Source organism: Streptomyces lasiicapitis (assembly GCF_014646335.1).
Classification (GTDB): Bacteria; Actinomycetota; Actinomycetes; order Streptomycetales; family Streptomycetaceae; genus Streptomyces; species Streptomyces lasiicapitis.
Genome location: NZ_BMNG01000010.1, coordinates 394,320 through 411,350 on the forward strand (window position 1 = coordinate 394,320; position 17,031 = coordinate 411,350).

10 protein-coding genes are annotated in these 17,031 nt (G+C 71.5%); 1 reads left to right on the plus strand and 9 read right to left on the minus strand.

Annotated elements, in window-relative coordinates:
* Positions 1–2: 2 nt before the first annotated feature.
* The 9 genes from IEY91_RS23375 to IEY91_RS23415 all read right to left on the minus strand — a co-directional run bounded on the left by IEY91_RS23375 (position 3) and on the right by IEY91_RS23415 (position 15,293).
* A complete protein-coding gene (locus IEY91_RS23375) occupies positions 3–6,533 on the minus strand; it encodes a non-ribosomal peptide synthetase (RefSeq protein ID WP_189175548.1) in 6,531 nt (2,176 codons plus the stop codon).
* Positions 6,534–6,657: 124 nt separating this feature from the next.
* Positions 6,658–7,605 (minus strand): amidohydrolase family protein, encoded by a 948-nt coding sequence (locus tag IEY91_RS23380; protein ID WP_189175549.1) that lies wholly within the window; start codon positions 7,603–7,605, stop codon positions 6,658–6,660.
* Positions 7,606–7,642: 37 nt separating this feature from the next.
* The gene (locus IEY91_RS23385; RefSeq protein ID WP_164317398.1) at positions 7,643–7,891 is read right to left on the minus strand and encodes a hypothetical protein; all 249 of its coding nucleotides are present in this window, start codon (positions 7,889–7,891) and stop codon (positions 7,643–7,645) included.
* Positions 7,888–8,916 (minus strand): amidohydrolase family protein, encoded by a 1,029-nt coding sequence (locus IEY91_RS23390; protein ID WP_189175550.1) that lies wholly within the window; start codon positions 8,914–8,916, stop codon positions 7,888–7,890. Before IEY91_RS23390 ends, IEY91_RS23385 begins: the two co-directional genes overlap by 4 nt.
* A complete protein-coding gene (locus IEY91_RS23395) occupies positions 8,916–10,439 on the minus strand; it encodes an AMP-binding protein (RefSeq protein WP_229697187.1) in 1,524 nt (507 codons plus the stop codon). The genes IEY91_RS23390 and IEY91_RS23395 overlap by 1 nt, the downstream gene beginning before the upstream one ends.
* Before the next feature lie 2 nt (positions 10,440–10,441).
* Positions 10,442–12,190 (minus strand): aspartate aminotransferase family protein, encoded by a 1,749-nt coding sequence (locus IEY91_RS23400; RefSeq protein WP_189175552.1) that lies wholly within the window; start codon positions 12,188–12,190, stop codon positions 10,442–10,444.
* Positions 12,162–12,833, minus strand: a complete 672-nt coding sequence (locus IEY91_RS23405) for a GNAT family N-acetyltransferase (RefSeq protein ID WP_189175553.1) — start codon at positions 12,831–12,833, stop codon at positions 12,162–12,164. The genes IEY91_RS23400 and IEY91_RS23405 overlap by 29 nt, the downstream gene beginning before the upstream one ends.
* Before the next feature lie 63 nt (positions 12,834–12,896).
* Positions 12,897–13,850 (minus strand): fatty acid desaturase family protein, encoded by a 954-nt coding sequence (locus IEY91_RS23410; protein WP_164317409.1) that lies wholly within the window; start codon positions 13,848–13,850, stop codon positions 12,897–12,899.
* Positions 13,851–13,976: 126 nt separating this feature from the next.
* Positions 13,977–15,293 carry a condensation domain-containing protein gene (locus IEY91_RS23415; protein WP_189175554.1) on the minus strand — a complete coding sequence of 439 codons (1,317 nt, stop codon included), beginning with the start codon at positions 15,291–15,293 and terminating at the stop codon, positions 13,977–13,979.
* A 549-nt stretch (positions 15,294–15,842) separates the two neighbouring features.
* Here IEY91_RS23415 and IEY91_RS23420 point away from each other — a divergent pair.
* Positions 15,843–17,018, plus strand: a complete 1,176-nt coding sequence (locus IEY91_RS23420) for an MFS transporter (protein ID WP_189175603.1) — start codon at positions 15,843–15,845, stop codon at positions 17,016–17,018.
* Positions 17,019–17,031: the final 13 nt, after the last annotated feature.

A 17,031-nucleotide genomic window follows, 5' to 3' on the forward strand; every position in this document is an offset into this window, starting at 1 on the left:
ACTCACTTCCCTTGTCGCTCGGCCGCGCGGTCCTGCTTGCCGAGGCGCAGGGCCAGCGCGGCGACGGTGGGGGCCTCGAAGACCGCCCGGATGCCGAGGGGCGTGTCCAGCGCGGTGCGGATGCGGGACACCAGCTTCACGGCGAGCAGGGAGTGCCCGCCGAGGTCGAAGAAGCTGTCGTCGACGCCGACGGCCGGTACGCCGAGGGCTTCGGCGAACAGCGCGCACAGCGCGGACTCGGTGGCGGTACGCGGCTCCCGCCCGCCCGGCCGCGCGCCCTGCTCGTCCGGGGCGGGCAGGGCGCGCCGGTCGAGCTTGCCGTTGGGGCTCAGCGGAAGGCGCGGCAGCGTGACGAAGGCCGAGGGCACCATGTACTCGGGCAGGCTCCGCGCCAGATGGCCCCTCAACTCGCCTGCGTCCAGCGCCGGTTGGACACCTTCGGTCGGTACGCAGTACGCGACCAGCCTGCGGTCGCCCGGCCGGTCCTCGCGCACCACGACTGCGGCCTGCGCGAGGCCCGGGTGGGCGGCGAGGACGGACGCCACCTCGCCCGGCTCGATCCGGAAGCCCCGGATCTTCACCTGGTCGTCGGCCCGCCCCAGGTACTCCAGGTGACCGTCCGCGCGCCAGCGGGCCACGTCGCCCGTGCGGTACATCCGCTCCCCCGGCCCGCCGAACGGGTCGGGCACGAAGCGTTCGGCGGTGAGCGCGGGCCGGTGCAGATAGCCGCGGGCGAGGCCCGCCCCGGCGACGTACAGCTCACCCGTGACGCCCACCGGTACGGGTTGCAGATGGGTGTCGAGGACGTAGGTGCGCGTGTTGCGGACGGGGCGGCCGATGGGCGGGGCCTCGGCGGCCACGGGGTCGTCGGAGAACCAGGCGGTGGTGTAGACGGTGGCCTCGGTGGGGCCGTAGACGTTGACGATCCGCGCGCCCGGTACGGCGGCCCGGATCTCCGCCAGGGTGTGCGCGGACAGGGCCTCGCCGCCGAGCGCGACGACCTGCGCCCCGAGGTCCACGTCGTGGTGGCTCACCAGCTCCGAAAGGGCCGACGGCACGGCGCAGATGAGGCTGCCCCGCCAGCGCCCGCCCGCGCGCTCGCCGAGTGTCAGGACGTCGGCGACGACCTCGATGACGCCGCCGGAGAGCAGCGGTCCGAAGATCTCGAACACGGAGACGTCGAAGGTCAGCGGCGTGGCGGCGAGGGCGTGGGCGAGCTGGTCGTGCCCCAGGGCCTCGCGCCCCCACAGCACCAGGTCCACGACGTTGGCGTGCGGGACGAGGACGCCCTTGGGGCGCCCTGTGGACCCGGAGGTGTAGAGGACGTACGCGCCGTTGGCCGGGGTGAGGGGGCCGATGCGGTCGGCGTCGCGCGGGTCGCCGGTGTCATGACCGGTCGCCCCGGACGCGGCGTTCAGGTGCACGCGCGGGACGTCCACGGGCAGTTCGCACCCCGCGTCGTACGCCGTCACGACGCAGGCGGGCGCGGCGTCCTGGAGCATGAAGGCGATGCGGTCGGCGGGGTGGCGCGGGTCGATCGGGAGGTAGGCGGCGCCCGTCTTCAGGACGGCGACGAGGGCGACGATCAGGTCCGCCGTGCGGGGCAGGGCCACGGCCACGACCTGCTCGGGGCCGGTGCCGGCGGCGATGAGCCGGTGGGCGAGCCGGTTGGCTCGCGTGTTCAACTCCGCGTACGACAGCTGCACTTCACCGCAGACGACGGCCGACGCGTCCGGAGTCAGGGCCACTTGGCGCTCGAAGAGGTCGGGCACGGTGACGGGCGGGATGGGCCGTGCGGTGTCGTTCCACTCCTCGAAGAGCAGCCGCCGCTCCTTCGCGCTCAGGACGTCGAGCCGCCCGATCGGCGCGTGCGGGTCGTCGGCGGCCGCGTTCAGGAGCCGGGCGAGCCGGGTCGCGACGGCGTCCACGCTCTCGGGGTCGAACAGGTCGGTGTTGTACTCGAAGAACCCGGTCAGGCCCGCGGGGCGGCCGTCGTCGGTGAAGCGTTCCTCGATGTTCAGGAGCAGGTCGAAGCGGGCTGAGCCGGGGTGCAGGAGGTCGGTGGTGATCTCCAGGCCAGGTGTGTCGAGGCGTGGCGCCGGGGCGTTCTGCACGACCAGGGAGACCTGGAAGAGCGGGTGCCTGCCGATGGCGCGGGGCGGGTTGAGGTCGTCGACGAGGTACTCGAAGGGCACGTCCTGGTGCTCGTACGCGCTCAGGGACACATCGCGGACCCGGTCCAGGAGGTCACGGAAGGCGGGGTTGCCCGAGGTGTCGTTGCGGATGACGAGGGTGTTGACGAAGAAGCCCACCGAGCGGTCGAGGCCCTGGTCGGTGCGGCCCGCGATCGGCGAGCCGATGGGGATGTCGGACCCGGCGCCGAGCCGGGTGAGCAGCGCCGCGAGGCCCGCCTGGAGCACCATGAACAGGCTCGTGCTGCTCTCCTGCGCGAGCGCCGAGAGCCGCCGGTGCAGCTCGGCGTCCCAGGCCACGGAGAGGGTCTCACCGCCGTAAGTGGGTTCGGCGGGGCGCGGGCGGGCGAAGGGCAGGTCCAACTGGGCAGGAAGGTCGGCGAGTTGACGGCGCCAGTAGGCGAGCTGGTGGGCGAGGGGGCTCGCCGGGTCGCCGGGGTCGCCCAGGAGCTCGCGCTGCCACAGGCCGTAGTCGGCGTACTGGACGGCGGGGGCGGGGCCGGCGCGGAGGTCGCGCTCGGCCTCGGGGGTGGGGCGGTCGCCGGGCTCGGGCCGGTCCACCGCCCGGCGCGCCTCGTACGCCGCCATCAGGTCCTCCGCGAGCGGCGCGAACGACCAGCCGTCGCAGGCGATGTGGTGCACGAGGAGCAGCAGCACGTGCTCGGTGACGCCGACGCGGAACAGATGGGTGCGGACGGGGATGTCGGCGGCCAGGTCGAAGCTGTGGGCGCTCGCGGAGGCCAGGGCGCCCTGCAGTTCCGCCTCGGTCGTACGGGTCACGTCCAGGGGCGGCCGGGCCCGTTCCGGCGACAGGATCCGCTGGCGCGGCTCGCCGTCGTGGTCGGGGAAGACGGTGCGCAGGGACTCGTGGCGGGCGACGAGGTCGGCGACGGCGGCGCGCAGCGCGGGGACGTCCAGGTCGCCGGTGAGGCGCAGCGTCCAGGGGACGTTGTAGGCGCGGCTCATGCCTTCCAGGCGGTGCAGGAACCACAGGCGGCGCTGCGCGAAGGACAGCGGGAGCGGGTCGGGCCGCTCGGCGGCACGCAGTGCCGGGCGGGCGCCGGGGGCGTCGGGCGGCGCGGGCCGGTCGAGGTGGGCCGCGAGTCCGGCGACGGTGGGGTGCTCGAAGAGGGCGCGGACGGTGAGTTCCGCGCCGAGGCGGGTCCGTACGCGCGCGGCGAGGCGGGTGGCGAGGAGCGAGTGGCCGCCGAGGGAGAAGAAGTCGTCGTCGATGCCGATGCCCTCGACGCCGAGGATCTCCGCGAACAGGGCGCACAGCACTTCTTCCCGTTCGGTGCGCGGGGCCCGCGCCGACTGCGCCTCGACGACCGGCGCGGGCAGCGCCGCGCGGTCCAGCTTGCCGTTGACGGTCAGTGGCAGCCGCTCCAGGAGTACGACGGCCGACGGCATCATGTAGTCGGGCAGCCGCTCGCGCAGATGCTCGCGCAGCGCGGCGGTGAGCTGGCCGCCGCGGCGCGCGGCCACCGGGCTGGTGGCGTACGTCAGCGGGTCACCGGGGATGCCGTCGGGCTCGTAGGCCTCCAACACGCCCTCGTCCCCGCCCACTTCACCTTCATCGCCGCGCACGAGGAGTACGTCCACGGCGTCCACGGCGGTCGCCGCCGGGGTGACCGCGACGCGGTAGCCGAGGCGCTCGCCGAGCCGGTGCAGTTCCTCCGGGTCGACGCCGTGGGGCCGCTGTGCGAGGAGGTGGTGGGCGTCGGCGACGGCGGCTCCGTTGTCGAAGGCCCGCGCGGCGGCGGTCTCCTGGGCGGTACGGCGGTTGGGGACGCCGAGGACGCGCAGTCGGGCGGGGGCGTTTCGCTCCAGGTACGTCGCGAGCGCGCCCGTATCCGGTACGTCGTCGCCGAAGCGGAGCCGCTCCCCGCCCGCGGGCGCCGTCGTCACGGGCGCCTTGTGCAGGACCACGTCGTAGCGGTACCGCGTCATCTCGTTGTGCCGGGTGCCGCGCCGCACCTGGATGTCCACGGCGCCGACCGCGTCCTCGCGGGCCGCGAAGGCGGCGAAGAAGTCCGGCGCGAGCAGCAGTTCCTCCTCGCGCACCAGCGCGCGCTCGACGGCGTGCCGCACCGTGCCGCGCTCGGCACCGGGGGCCGCCCGGCGGAGTTGGACGGCGGTGCCGAAGGACCGCAGGGCGCGCAGATCGCGTACGTCGCCGACGAAGACGCGGCCGCCGGGGGCGGTGTGCGCCAGGGCCTTGGACAGGACGTCCAGGAGGTAGCCGGCGCTGGGGAAGTACTGGAGCACGGAGTTGATGACGACGACGTCGAAGTGACTTTCCGGCAGGCCTGTGGTGTCGTGCGCGGCCTGGTGTCGCAGCCGCACCCGGCCGGACAGGGCGGGCCGGGCGGCGATCTGGCCGCCCAGGTCCTCGACGGCCCGCGCGGAGATGTCGGTGCCGACGTACTCCTCGCAGTCCGGGGCGAGCCGGGAGAGGAGCAGGCCCGTGCCGACGCCGAGTTCCAGGACACGGCGGGGGCGCAGTGCCTGGATGCGGCGCACGGTGGTGTCGCGCCACTCCCGCATGTGGTCCGGGGGGATGGGGCGGCGGTCGGTGTAACTGTCGTACCAGCTCGCGAAGTTCTCGCCGAACGCGGCACGCGGCACCCTGCCGCCGACGCCGACGCCGGCACTCGAACCGGCGCCTGTCCCCGCGTACTGGGCGTCGAACACCCGCTCCCAGTCGCCCACTTGGCGTGCGGCGGTGCCGTCCGCCGCCCCCGCGTCCGGCTCCTGGCGGAACTCCGGTACGACGTACGCGACCAGGCGCCGGTCGCCCGGACGGTCCTCGCGGGCGACGACGGCGGCCTGGCGGGCGGCGGGGTGCGCGGTGAGCGCGGACTCGATCTCGCCCGGTTCGATCCGGAAGCCACGGATCTTGATCTGCTGGTCGGCGCGGCCGATGAACTCCAGGTCGCCGTGGTGCCCGACCCCTTCGCCGTCCTCGCTCCACCGCACCACGTCACCGCTGCGGTACATCCGGGCCCCAGCCGGGCCGAACGGGTCGGCGACGAAGCGCACGGCCGTCAGCTCCGGGCGGCCGAGGTAGCCCCGGGTGACGCCGGGCCCGGCCACGTACAACTCCCCCGCCACGCCCGGCGGACACGGCCGCAGCGCCTCGTCGAGGACGTACAGGGAAAGGTCGCGGATGCCCGCGCCGACGCGGCTCGGGGCGCCCGGGGCCGCGTCGGCGGCGGTGAGCCGGGTGAGGGTGGTGTGGACGGTGGTCTCCGTGATGCCGTACATGTTCACGAGCACCGGGGCGTCGTCGCGGTGGCGCGCGTACCAGGGCGCCAGCTTGCCGAAGTCGAGGGCCTCGCCCGCGAACACCACCAGGCGCAGGGCGAGTTCACCGCCGTGCGCGGCGCCGTCGCGGTCGGCCTCCATCAGCGGGTAGAAGGCGGACGGCGTCTGGCTGAGGACGGTGACCCGCTCGGCGGCGAGCAGCGCGCGGAAGCGCTCGGGCGCCCGGCTGGTCTCGTACGGCACGACCACGAGGCGGCCGCCGTGCAGCAGCGCGCCCCAGATCTCCCAGACGGAGACGTCGAAGGCATAGGAGTGGAAGAGGCTCCACACGTCGTGCTCGTCGAAGCGGAACGCGTCGGCCGTCTCGGTGAACAGGCGGACGACGTTGTCGTGCGAGACGACGACGCCCTTGGGGCGTCCTGTGGACCCGGAGGTGTAGATCACGTACGCGGTGGTCGCCGGGGTGACGGGCGCGAGGCGGTCGGCGTCGGCTGGGTCGGTGTCGGGCCGGACGGCGAGTTCCTCTGCGGTGCCGCGGGCGGAGAGCACGAGGCGGGGGATGTCGGCGCGGACGTCCATCGGGTCCTGGCTGAGGAGCAGCACGGGGCGGGCGTCGGCCAGCGTCCGGTTGACGCGTTCCGGGGGGTGGTCGAGGTCGAGGGGCAGATAGCCGGCGCCGGACTTCAGGACGGCGAGGATCGCGACCACGGCGTCCACCGAGCGCGGCAGGGCGAGCGCGACGAGGCGCTCGGGTCCGGCTCCCCTGGCGAGCAGGGCGTGCGCCAGGCGGTTGGCGCGGGCGTTGAGCGTGGCGTAGTCGAGGTGCTCGCCGCCGCAGGTCAGGGCGGTGCGGTCCGGGTGCAGGGCGGCCTGGGCCTCGAACAGGTCGGTGAGCACGGCGGACGTGCCCGCGCGTGGGGGCGCCGACGCGCCCGCGGCCGGGGCGGCCCGCCGCTGCCGGTGCTCCGCGCGAGCGTGAGCGTGAGCGCCTTCCGGCCCGGTGAGAACTCCCTCCGACCCGGTGAGCGCGCGGTCCGACCCGGTGAAAGCACTGTCCGATCCGGTGATAGCCATTACCCAGCCCCTTGGTCGCTCGCCGACGCCGTTGCGTTCTGCCGTTGGTGACCGCGCTCGTCCCGTCCATGACCGCGCTCGTGCCGTTCGTGACCGCGCTCGTCCCGTCTGTGGCGCCCCGGCCTCACTCCGCCGGGCGGCTGCCCGGCGCGAGGACGCGCAGCAGGTTCTCGCGCAGCAGCAGGTTCCGGTCCGTCCTGGACACCCCGGCGAACACCGTCGGGCCGTCGACGACCTCGCCCATCAGGCCCTTCAGGCCGCCGTTCAGCCGGCCGAGCGGCCAGTCCGTACCGAAGATGATCTTGTGGTTGATGCCCATCCGGAACAGCCGGTTGAGGTGCTCGGGCCAGTAGGGAAGGCTCGGCCCGCTCGCGAACCCGCCGGTGTCGACGTACACATTGGGCCGGTACGCCGCCAGATACGCGCAGGTGTCGACGTGGGTGAGGCCCCCGTGCCCGAGGACGAACGGGATGTCGGGGAAGTCACGTGCCGCGCGGTCGATCCGCATCGGGTGCGCGGGCCCGTAGTCGAGGCTGCGGGCGGTGGGCCCGGTGTGCACGAACACCGGAAGGGCGCGGTCCGCGCAGATCTCGTAGTACGGATAGAGGCCCGGGTCCGACGGCGAGTAACCGCACGGCGGGTACAGCTTCACGCCGTCGAGGCCGTAGGCGTCGACCATCCGCTCGAAGGCCACGACGCCCTCGGGCCCGCGCCGGGGGTCCACGCCGATGTAGACCCAGAAGCGGCCGGGGTGGCGCATCCGGATCTCGTGGTGCAGCCGCGCCGCCTCCTCCGGCTCCGCCGTGCCCGCCATCCGCAGGCCGAAGTCGGGCACGAGCAGCACCGCGCGCTCGACCCCGGCCGCGTCCATCTCCTCGACGAGCCCGTCGGCGAGGTGGTCCTCGTGCTGCGCGGCGAGTCCGTCGGCGACCCGGCCCGGCCGCGGGGCTGCGCCCAGCGAGCCGAGCCTGCACTGGACGTTGCTCGCCACGTCCTCGACGAAGGCCCGTGGGATGAAGCGGGTCGACGCCACGTGGCAGTGGCCGTCGAAGACCCCCGTGACCTCCGTCATGCGCGGACCCCCGTGAAGACCCGCGTGAAGAGCCCCGTCATTTGACGCAGTGCTTGATCAGGCCCTGGATGCTGACGCCCTTGATGGGGTCGAAGGTGGCGAAGTCGAACTCGGCGTCCGCCTCCTCCTCCAGGTACGAGATCAGGCCGACGATGGCCATGGAGTCGAGCAGGCCGGTGTGGCTGAGGTTGGTGCTCGGGCCGATGACGACGCCCGACTCCCCCTCGATCCACCGCTCGACCCACTCGACAAGCAGCTTCTCCAACTGTGCGGCGTCCGCGCTCATGCCCGGCCTCCCCGGTCCGTGGTGGTGGTCTTCACTTCGCCGCGCCCGGCCGACACCAGGCGGAGGCTGTTGCCGCCCATGATCATTCTTCGGTCGGCCTCCTTGATCCCCGCGACCGCCGGCTGCCCCTTGGCGAAGGCGGCGACCAGGCCGGTGAGCGACTCGGAGAGCCGGTACGACGGCCAGCAGGTGCCGAAGAGGACCTTGTGGCTGATGCCGAGGCGGAACAGCCGGTTGAGATGGGCCTGCCAGCCGTCGGCCGCGAGCACCGAGTGGAACTGGCTGATGTCGAGGTGCACATTGGGCCGGTGGGCGCACATGTACGTGGCCTCCTCGACGTGGGTGACCCCGCCGTGCCCGAGGATGAAGTTCACCCGGGGGAAGTCCCGGGCGGCCTCGTCCAGGAGCAGCGGCATGCCGTACTCGAAGTCGAGCTGGCCCCAGCCAGGACCGGTGTGGCTCAGCACGGGCAGGCCGTACTGCTCGCACAGCTCGAAGTACGGGTAGAGGCGGCGGTCGCTCGGCGAGTAGCCGCACAGCGGGTACAGCTTGAGCCCGGCGAAGCCGTACTCGGTGACGCACCGCTCGAACAGGTCGATGCCGTCCTGCCCTGCGCGCGGGTCGACGCCCCAGAAGACCCGGAAGCGCCCCGGGTGACGCCGGTTCACCTTGTCGAGATGGCTTGCCAGTTCGGGCGCCGAGAGGGCGCACCGCGCCACGTGCGTGTAGTCGGGGACCACGAGGAACGCCTCGTCGACCCCGGCCTCGTCCAGCTCCGCGACCAGCCGGTCGCCGTCGTCGTCCTGGTGCACCGAGAGCACCCGGTCCAGCATCCGCGCGGGCCGCACGGTGTGCCCGTACGCGGCGAGGCGGTGGTGCGCGTTCGCGGCCTGGTACTCCAGGAAGGCGCGGGGGATGGCGAGTTGGCTGCCGAGTTGGACCTGGGCGTCGACGATCCGCGGGTTCGCGCCGACGTCGGCGCCCGGGGCCGGGGGCGGGGGCGGGGGCGGGGGCAGGGGTGCCATCAGGCCCCCGATCCGGCACCGGAGGAGCCCCCGGCGGCGTCCGCACCGCCCGAGACGCGCTCCGCGAAGTGCTCCGCCGCCCGCGCCCGGCTCAGCTTCATGTTGGCCGTCATGAACGAGGGGTCGGCCCGCAGCGGCGTGGCGATGAAGACCAGCGACATCACGCGCTCATGGGCGTCGAGCGTCGCGTTGACCTCCTCGACCTGCTTCTCGATGTGCGCGCGCAGCGCCGTGTCCTCGGGGTCGGCGGGCGTGATCAGGGCGCCGAGCCTGCTGGACCGCGGTGTCGGTACGACGACGATCTCCGCGATGCCGTCGACGCCGGCGAACGCCGCCTCGATCTCGGCCGGGTGCACCTTGCGCCCGCTGCCGAGCGCGATGGCGTCCTTCTTGCGCCCGACCAGGGTGAGGAAGCCGTCGTCGTCGAGACGGCCGTAGTCGCCGGTGAGGATCGAGCCGTCCGGCCGGAAGATGCCTTCGGCGGACGCGTCGCCGTCGGTGTCGAAGTAGCCGCGCCCGAGCGGCGCGTCCCGCGTGATGATCACTTCGTCGTCGTCGAGGAAGGTCACCGACTCCGGGTCCATCAACTGCCCGACGGTGCCGATCCGGTGGCGGTCCGGGGTGTTCCAGGCGACCATGCCGGTCTCGGTCAGGCCGTACGCCTCCAGGAGCGGCACGTCGCGGCTCCAGTACCCGTCCAGGGTCTCGCGCCGGATCGGCGCCATGCCGGTGATCATGAAGCGGATGCGGCCGCCCAGGAAGTCGCCGAGTGAGGCGCCGCCGCCGGACTTCACATACAGCTGGAGCACGGTGTCGTAGAAGACCGGCGGTCCGATCAGGAAGGTCGGGCCCTCCTTGCGCACGGCCTGGAAGACCCGCTGGTAGGGCGCGAGCACCAGGTCGGCGCCGAGCCACAGGCAGAGGTAGACCGACAGGCGCTGCTGGTTGTTGGCGAGCGGCAGGAAGATCAGGTGCCGGTCGCGCTCGGTGATGCCGAAGGACTCGATGAAGCGGTTGATGACGTACTCGGTGCCCTTGGCGCTGATCTCCACGCCCTTGAGCCGTCCGGAAGTGCCCGAGGAGTACACCAGGCTGTGCAGGTCGTCGACGTCGATCACCACGGCGTCGGCGGCCACGGCGCCCGGGGCTGGGGCGCCGCACGGGCGGACGACGGCGGGCGTGTCGGCGGGCACGGGCTCGTCCGCGATCAGCAGGGCGAGGCGGTGCCGGGCGATGAACGCGCGCGGGTCGTCGATCTCGGTGGTGTCGCCGAACGCCTTGAGCCGCGCGCCGGTGGCGATGGCGGCCAGGTCCCAGGCGAGCCAGTCGATGCTGTTGCCCGCGCGGATGCCGATCACGTGGCCGGGGCGCACGCCGGCCGCCGTGAGCTGGTCGGCCCGGGTGCGGGCGAGCGCGGTCAGCTCGCTCTGGGTCAGCTCGCGCCGCTTGCCGGAGATGTCGATGTCGACGACGCGTGCGGTCGTGTGGTGGGTGGAGCGGTCCAAGAGGCCCGCGAGGTTCATGGTCACGTGTCGGCCGACTTCCTTTCCGGGGTGCGCGGAGTTGCTTGCGTGGCGAGTTCCGCTTGCAGTGCGGCGATCAGTTCGTCGAGCCGGGTGCTCGCCAGGAAGCCGATCCGGCCGCCGAGCATGTCCTCGTACGCTCCGCTGTCGGTGTCCCAGGCGACGCGGACGTCGAGGAGGCTGCCGCCGGGCGCGGCGGTGACGGTGGCCCTGCGTTCGAGGGTGTGCCACAGCCAGCCCGCCTCGGCGCTCAACCGCACGCCGTCGCCGAGGAGTTCGGTCCGGTCCGCCCAGACCACGGCGTCCTCGCCGAGGCGTCCGGCGAATTCCGCCTCACGGCCCTCCCCCGCCCGTGTGCCGGTGGCGGCGGCGAACGGGTCGAGCAGCCGAGGGCGGGACCGCAGCAGGTCCAGGACGGCCGCGGGCGGGTGCGGCAGTCGTACGGTCCGTGTCACCGGGGACAGTTCGGCGGCCCGCGGCACGTCGGCGTGCCCGCTCGACGCGGTCTCCCGCCGGTGCCCGTCGACCTCCGCGAGGATCCCTTCGAGCACCGAAAGTCCCTGGTCGAGGTCCTCCTCGGAGATCACCATGGGCGGCTGCACCCGCAGCACGTCCGGGTGGTAGAGGGAGTACGTGGAGGTGACGCCCTCTTCGAGGAGGCGGCCGAGTACCAGTCCCGCGGTGGCGCCGTCGGTGAACTCCAGGCCGTGCATCATGCCCAACCCGCGGTGTTCCGCGACGAGTTCGGGGAACCGTGCCGCCAGGGCGCTCAGGCGGTCGTCGATGGTGCGCGCCCGCTCCTTGACCCCGGTGAGGAACGCCTCGTCGGAGGCGAGCGCGAGGACCTCCAGGCCGACCCGGCACGACAGCGGGTTGCCGCCCAGGCTGGAGCCGAACGTCGACGGCAGGACCCGCAGGACCTCCCACACCCGCTCGGTGCCGAGGACGGCGGACAGCGGCACCACACCGCCCCCGAACGCCTTGCCCACGCACACCAGGTCCGGGGCGACGCCGAACTGCTCGTACGCGAAGAACGTGCCGCACCGGCCGAACGCCGTCTGCATCTCGTCGAGGATGAGCAGCGCCCCGGCCTCCGTGCACATCCTGCGCACCTCCTGGAGGTAGCCGGGCGGCGGCACGATCACGCCTGCCTCCGCCTGGACGGGTTCGAGGAGCACGGCGGCCACGGTGTCGTCGAGGGCCGCGGCGAGCTCGTCCAGGTCGCCGAAGCCGACCTGCCGGAAGTGCGGCATGAACGGGCCGAGCAGTTCCCGGTGTTCGGGCCGGTCGGAGGCGCTGAGGGTGGCGAAGGTCTTGCCGTGGAAGCAGCCGCGGGCGCTGATGACGCCGGGGCGGCCGGTCGCGGCGCGGGCCAGCTTGAGCGCGTTGTCGATGGTCTCGCCGCCGCCGTTGGCCAGGTACGAGTACGGCAGGAGCTGCCCGGTGGCCTCCGCGAGGCGCTCGGAGAGCCGGATCTGCACCTCCTCGAACATGATCTTCGTGCTGTTCAGGACCCCGGTGTCGAGCTGCTCGCGCACGGCGGCGACGATGCGGGGGTGGGAGTAGCCGAACGACTGGTTCCCGTACTGGTCGAAGAGGGCGAGGTAGGGCGTTCCCCGTTCGTCGTCGAGAACCCGGCTGCCCTCTCCCTTTCCCTGGACTCCGCACCCCATGACGAATGCCATTTTCGCGTAGGCGGGGTGGTTGTGGGCCGCTTTGGCCTCAGCCAGCTGTTGGCGCCGGGTCCGCATCCGCCACCTCCTCGTGCTTGTGCGTGTCGTAGTCGCTCTTATAGGTGTCGTAGTCGCCGAAGAAGTACTGGAGCAGCCGGCTCTTTTGGCCTTCCGGTGTCCGGGCCCGGCTCACGGCCTCGGTGACGTCGAGTGCCGCGACGAGACTGAGTGGCGCGCCCTTGAAACGGGCGTCCTCGTACGGCTCGTGGAGGGCGAAGAAGCCGATTTCCTTGTAGAAGCCCCGCAGTCCCTCGGAGTCGTCCACGAAGAAGTCTCCGAGGATGTGCGTCATGTCGTGTTTCCTGGCGCTGTGGATGACGGCTTCGCGCATCAGCGCCATGCCTATCTCGCGGTGCCGCATCGACGGCAGGGTCATCAAGTGACCGAATTCCACGAGCCGGTTTCCGGCGCGCAGGGCCGAGACGTCCACGGTGTCGTCGCACGGCAGTCCGGCCGCCGAGTCGGGCACGACCTTGACCGTTCCCGCGGCCTCGCCGTCGACGTATCCGAGGATGTATTCGGCGTGCGCGTCGAAGCGGTCGAACGTCGCCGCGGTGTCGGCCGCGTCGGCGAGCCTGCCCTGGTCCTCGACGTAGACGGCGTCACGAAGCCGCAGCACATCGGCCCGTTCGGCCTCGGTGCGCGCCAGTCGGAAGGTCACGTTCACCTACTGCTCCTCTCACCGGCGAAACGGTGGCTCACCCTTTTCCGGGGTACGGACGACTCACTTGCGGAGCAGCTTTCCGAAGTATTCGAGATAGCCGCGGTTGAAGTAACGGATGCGGCCCCGCACTTCGCTGTGCAGGTCCGGAAGCCGCTCCAGCGGAAGATTCGGCATCAGGTGGTGTTCGACGTGGTAGTTGTTGCTGTTCGTGAACCACGTCAGGATGCGATTGGAGCGAATCGTGCGGGTGTTGGCGAACGGGTCGCGGTTCAGGACCTCGCAGCCGAAGTGCTCGGGCAGTTCGATGATTGCGTGCACCGGACCGGCCACGAGCACCAGCGGGATCAGCCATACCCAGAGAACGACCGCCGAACCCAGTGCCAGCGAAATACCCGAGAGCGCAAGGAGAGTTGCCAGGGCTATGAAGTGGTCGCGCCGTATCCGGCGCGACACGCGTACGCTCTCGCCCTCGAATTCCCGGCCGAGCAGCGACCGTCCGAGATTGGCGACGAACAGCCAGTAATGGTGGACCATGGTGAAGCGCACGGTCCAGTCCACGGTCCTGCCGAACTTCGAGCGTTCCCTGCCGCCGTACTGGTCGCCGTAGTCGAAGAACTCCCGGTTCTCCGGGGTGCCGAGGTCGCGGTGGTGCCGCATGTGCGCCGCTTTGTACGCCGCGAACGAAATCAGCATCGGAATGCCGAGGACGACTCCGGTGACCGTGTTCGCCCGGCGGCTGCGGTACGCGAGATTGTGCAGCGTCTCGTGCTGGAGTTCCGCGGCGTGCGCGAGCATGCATCCGATGAGGACGACACCGGTGATCCGGCACCAGAGGACCGGCTGCAGCACGACCACCACGCCGAGCACGGTGAGGGCCGCGCAGAGGGCGAATTTGAGGGAGAACACCCACCCCCGGGGCTCCGTGCGCAGATGTTTGAGTGACGCTCTGAGTTCGGTGGCCTCCTGTGGATTCTGTATGGCCGGGTCGACGGCATCGCCCGCGGTCAGATCCATCGTTGTTCCCTCGATTTCCCAGTAGCTTTTCGGCACACGGACGGCCCGGGCGGCGGGTATTCCGCGCCGCTCGGTTCAGGAGGACGTGTTCCTCGGTTCAGGAGGAGGTGCTCAGCGGGTCGGCCTCTACGTCGACGCGGGGAAAAGGTCGCGGACGGGGGTGCGCGGCTCTGCGGTCTCGATCGCGTCGAGCAGGGACAGGATCCCGTCCATGTGCGCGTCCGTCTCCTGCTCGCTGAAGAGTTCGGGATGGACGTCGAGAATGACTTCTGTCGTTCCGTCGGCCGAGGTCTGGAAGAAGTACACGGTCATGTCGACGGTCAGCGGAATCGACATGGTGCGCATCGCGGCCGAGGCTCCCGCGAAGTCCAGTTTGTAGTCGAATTTCATCACATTGACCATCGGGCCCCACAGCCGTGCCCCGCCGCCCCGTTCGACGTTTTCGCGGGAGATCTCGGCGGTGGGATAGCGGGAGTGCAGCAGCACCTCTCGCACTTCCCGCGACGCCCGGCGTGCGAAATCGCCCAGGGGCAGGCCGGTGTCCACGGTGAGGCGCAGCGGCAGGATGTTCATCGTCATGCCGGGCACGTTGCGCACCTGTGGGCTCAGCCGTCCGCCGGTGGGCAGTCCGAGCAGCAGCTCGTCCGCGCCGGTGTGCCGGCCGACGTACGCCGTGATCGTGCTGACGGCGAGATCCGACCAGGTCACGCCGAGCCCTCCGGCGGCACGCTCCAGGCGTCCGACCCGGTCAGGGGCCAGTTCGGTGGTGCGGCGCCGGCCGATGGAGAGCCCGGAGCGGCGGCCGGCGAGGCTCACCGGCTCGGGCTGTCCGGCCATCCTGGCCAGCCAGTGCGCGCGGTCCCGCGCGAAGCTCTTGCTGTCGCGGTAGGCGGCCTCGGTCCGCACAAGGCGCTCGAAGGCGGGGAAGGCGCCCTCGTCGGCGGGGAGCCCCTGCTCAAGCGCGGTGTACACGGCTGCCGTGCGATTGAAGACGAGGGCGAGGCTGTACCCGTCTAGGACGGCGTGGTGCACGCGCCGGTACAGAATGAAATGGCCGTCGTCGACTTTCAGGAGTGCGGCGCGGCACAGCCGTTGTGGGTCGACGGGCCCCTGGGCGTCCGTTTCCATCCATCGCGCGGCTGTTGCCTCGGCATCGGCTTCGGCGCTCAGATCGATGAATGCGAGCAGTGCGGGATCATCACGTAAATACTGTCGGAATCCGCCCGCTCCACCCTCGGCGGGAACAATGGTGAGACGCAATGCCTCGGCTTCGTGCTCAACCTGCTCATGGGCCGCGGCCATCAGTTCCGGGTCGATGGGGCCGCGGATGTCGAGGTAGTCACAAATGCAGTAGACGGGGTTGCTCAGGTCTTCTGCTTGAGCCATCCATGTGCGCAACTGCGTAGCAAGAAGCGGTAGTTCTGTTCTTTCCCGATTAAGCAACGTACACCCTCCTCAAGAGGACACTTGCTTAAATCGACGCCACATCGCACAGGCGTCACGGACACAATTTCTTGGTCGCGCGTACCCATTGGTGGGGAAAGTTCGAAGTCCGGGAAGAGGTGGGGGGATTGGTGGGGCCCAGGACAACGCAGGTAGCCTACCCGTCACTTGATCGAACGTCTATACCCTCAGGGCGGCATGTGCCAATGTCACTGAATGCAAGGACCACCGGCCTGCTTACCGATGCCGCAATCACACATAGCGACGGCTATTGGACTCGGCCAACTCGACGACTATCGGCCACACCCTGACGACCAGGGTTTACGCTGGCTTGCGACTGCCTCCACGATCTTCGGGGAACCCTGTGCAAACTCCCTTTGCCTACAGCCTGTTGAAGTGGGAATCAGCAGTTCCGCACTCTCGTGTACGCACCGTGAACGTGGAGGATGGATGGCGACGGACCCGACGGCCCCGACGGACCGGTCAGCGACCCCACCCGGCGACCAGAAGGCGGCGACGCGCCGTGGCGTGGCCGTGGTGGCCGCGCTCATGCTGGGGGCGTTCGCCTTCAACACGACCGAGAACCTGCCGATCGGCGTCCTGAAGCTGATGTCGGACGACATGGACGTGTCCCTGTCGGCCGTCGGACTGCTGGTCTCCGGCTACGGCCTGACGGTGGCCATCGTCTCGGTGCCCATCGCCCAGTTGACCCGCTCCGTGCCGCGGCGCCTCGTGCTGTGCGTGCTGCTGGCCGGGCTGTTCGTGGCCAGCGTCGTGGCGGCGCTGGTGTCGTCGTACTGGGTGCTCATGGCCTGCCGGCTCGTGACGGCGGTGGCGCAGGCGCTGTTCTGGGCGGTGATGGGGCCGGTCGCGGTCGGCCTGTTCCCGCCGCACGTCCGCGGCCGGGTCATCGGGGCGCTGTCCGTGGGCGGTTCGGCGGCGCTGGTCCTGGGGGTGCCCGGCGGCACCTGGCTCGGCCAGCACAGCAGTTGGCAGGTGCCGTTCCTCGTGGTCGGCGCGCTCGCCATCCCCCCGCTGGTCCTCATCGCCACCGCGCTGCCCGCCTCGCGCCCGGAGGAGAGCCACGCGGTGCGCGGCGTCGCCCCCGACACCCGGCGCTTCGCCGTCGTCCTCGCGGTCACCGGCCTGACGGTCACCGGCGTCTTCGCGGGCTACACGTACATCTCCAAGTTCCTCGTGGACGAGAGCGGGTTCACCGAGTCGACCGTCAGTACGCTGCTGCTCGTCCTCGGCGTCACCGGCATCGTGACCGTCGCGGTCTACGGTCGCCTCCTGGACCGCTTCCCCCGCGCCACGCTCACGCTGCCGGTGTCCACCCAGGCCGTGGGACTCCTCGGCCTGTACGCGGCAGGCGGGTCGAAAATCGTGGCCGTGATCATGATGGTCCTCCTCGGCGCCTCGCTGGGCCCGGTCTTCATGGCCACCCAGAGCCAGGTCATGCACTTCGCCCCCGGCCGCACGGAGACCGCCATCGCGGCGAACGGCGCCGCGTACAACACCGGCGTGGCCCTGGGCGCCCTCGCGGGCGGCCTGCTCCTGCCGGTCATGGGCGTACGCGGCACGTTCCTGGTGGGCGGCCTGATGACGGTGGTGGCGCTGGCGCTGCTGCTTGAGGAGCAGCTCGTGTCGGTGGGGCGCCCGCAGCGCTGGTCCGAGGATCCCGCCGAGGTACCGGAGCGGGACGGCGTCTCCGCGAAGCAGTGAGACCACGGCGCCC

What these genes read in the sequence shown, in the direction of transcription:
- IEY91_RS23375 (WP_189175548.1), bottom strand. Translation starts at nt 6,533, where the DNA reads ATGGCTATCACCGGATCGGACAGTGCTTTCACCGGGTCGGACCGCGCG.
- IEY91_RS23380 (WP_189175549.1), bottom strand. Translation starts at nt 7,605, where the DNA reads ATGACGGAGGTCACGGGGGTCTTCGACGGCCACTGCCACGTGGCGTCG.
- IEY91_RS23385 (WP_164317398.1), bottom strand. Translation starts at nt 7,891, where the DNA reads ATGAGCGCGGACGCCGCACAGTTGGAGAAGCTGCTTGTCGAGTGGGTC.
- IEY91_RS23390 (WP_189175550.1), bottom strand. Translation starts at nt 8,916, where the DNA reads ATGGCACCCCTGCCCCCGCCCCCGCCCCCGCCCCCGGCCCCGGGCGCC.
- IEY91_RS23395 (WP_229697187.1), bottom strand. Translation starts at nt 10,439, where the DNA reads ATGAACCTCGCGGGCCTCTTGGACCGCTCCACCCACCACACGACCGCA.
- IEY91_RS23400 (WP_189175552.1), bottom strand. Translation starts at nt 12,190, where the DNA reads ATGCGGACCCGGCGCCAACAGCTGGCTGAGGCCAAAGCGGCCCACAAC.
- IEY91_RS23410 (WP_164317409.1), bottom strand. Translation starts at nt 13,850, where the DNA reads ATGGATCTGACCGCGGGCGATGCCGTCGACCCGGCCATACAGAATCCA.
- IEY91_RS23420 (WP_189175603.1), top strand. Translation starts at nt 15,843, where the DNA reads ATGCTGGGGGCGTTCGCCTTCAACACGACCGAGAACCTGCCGATCGGC.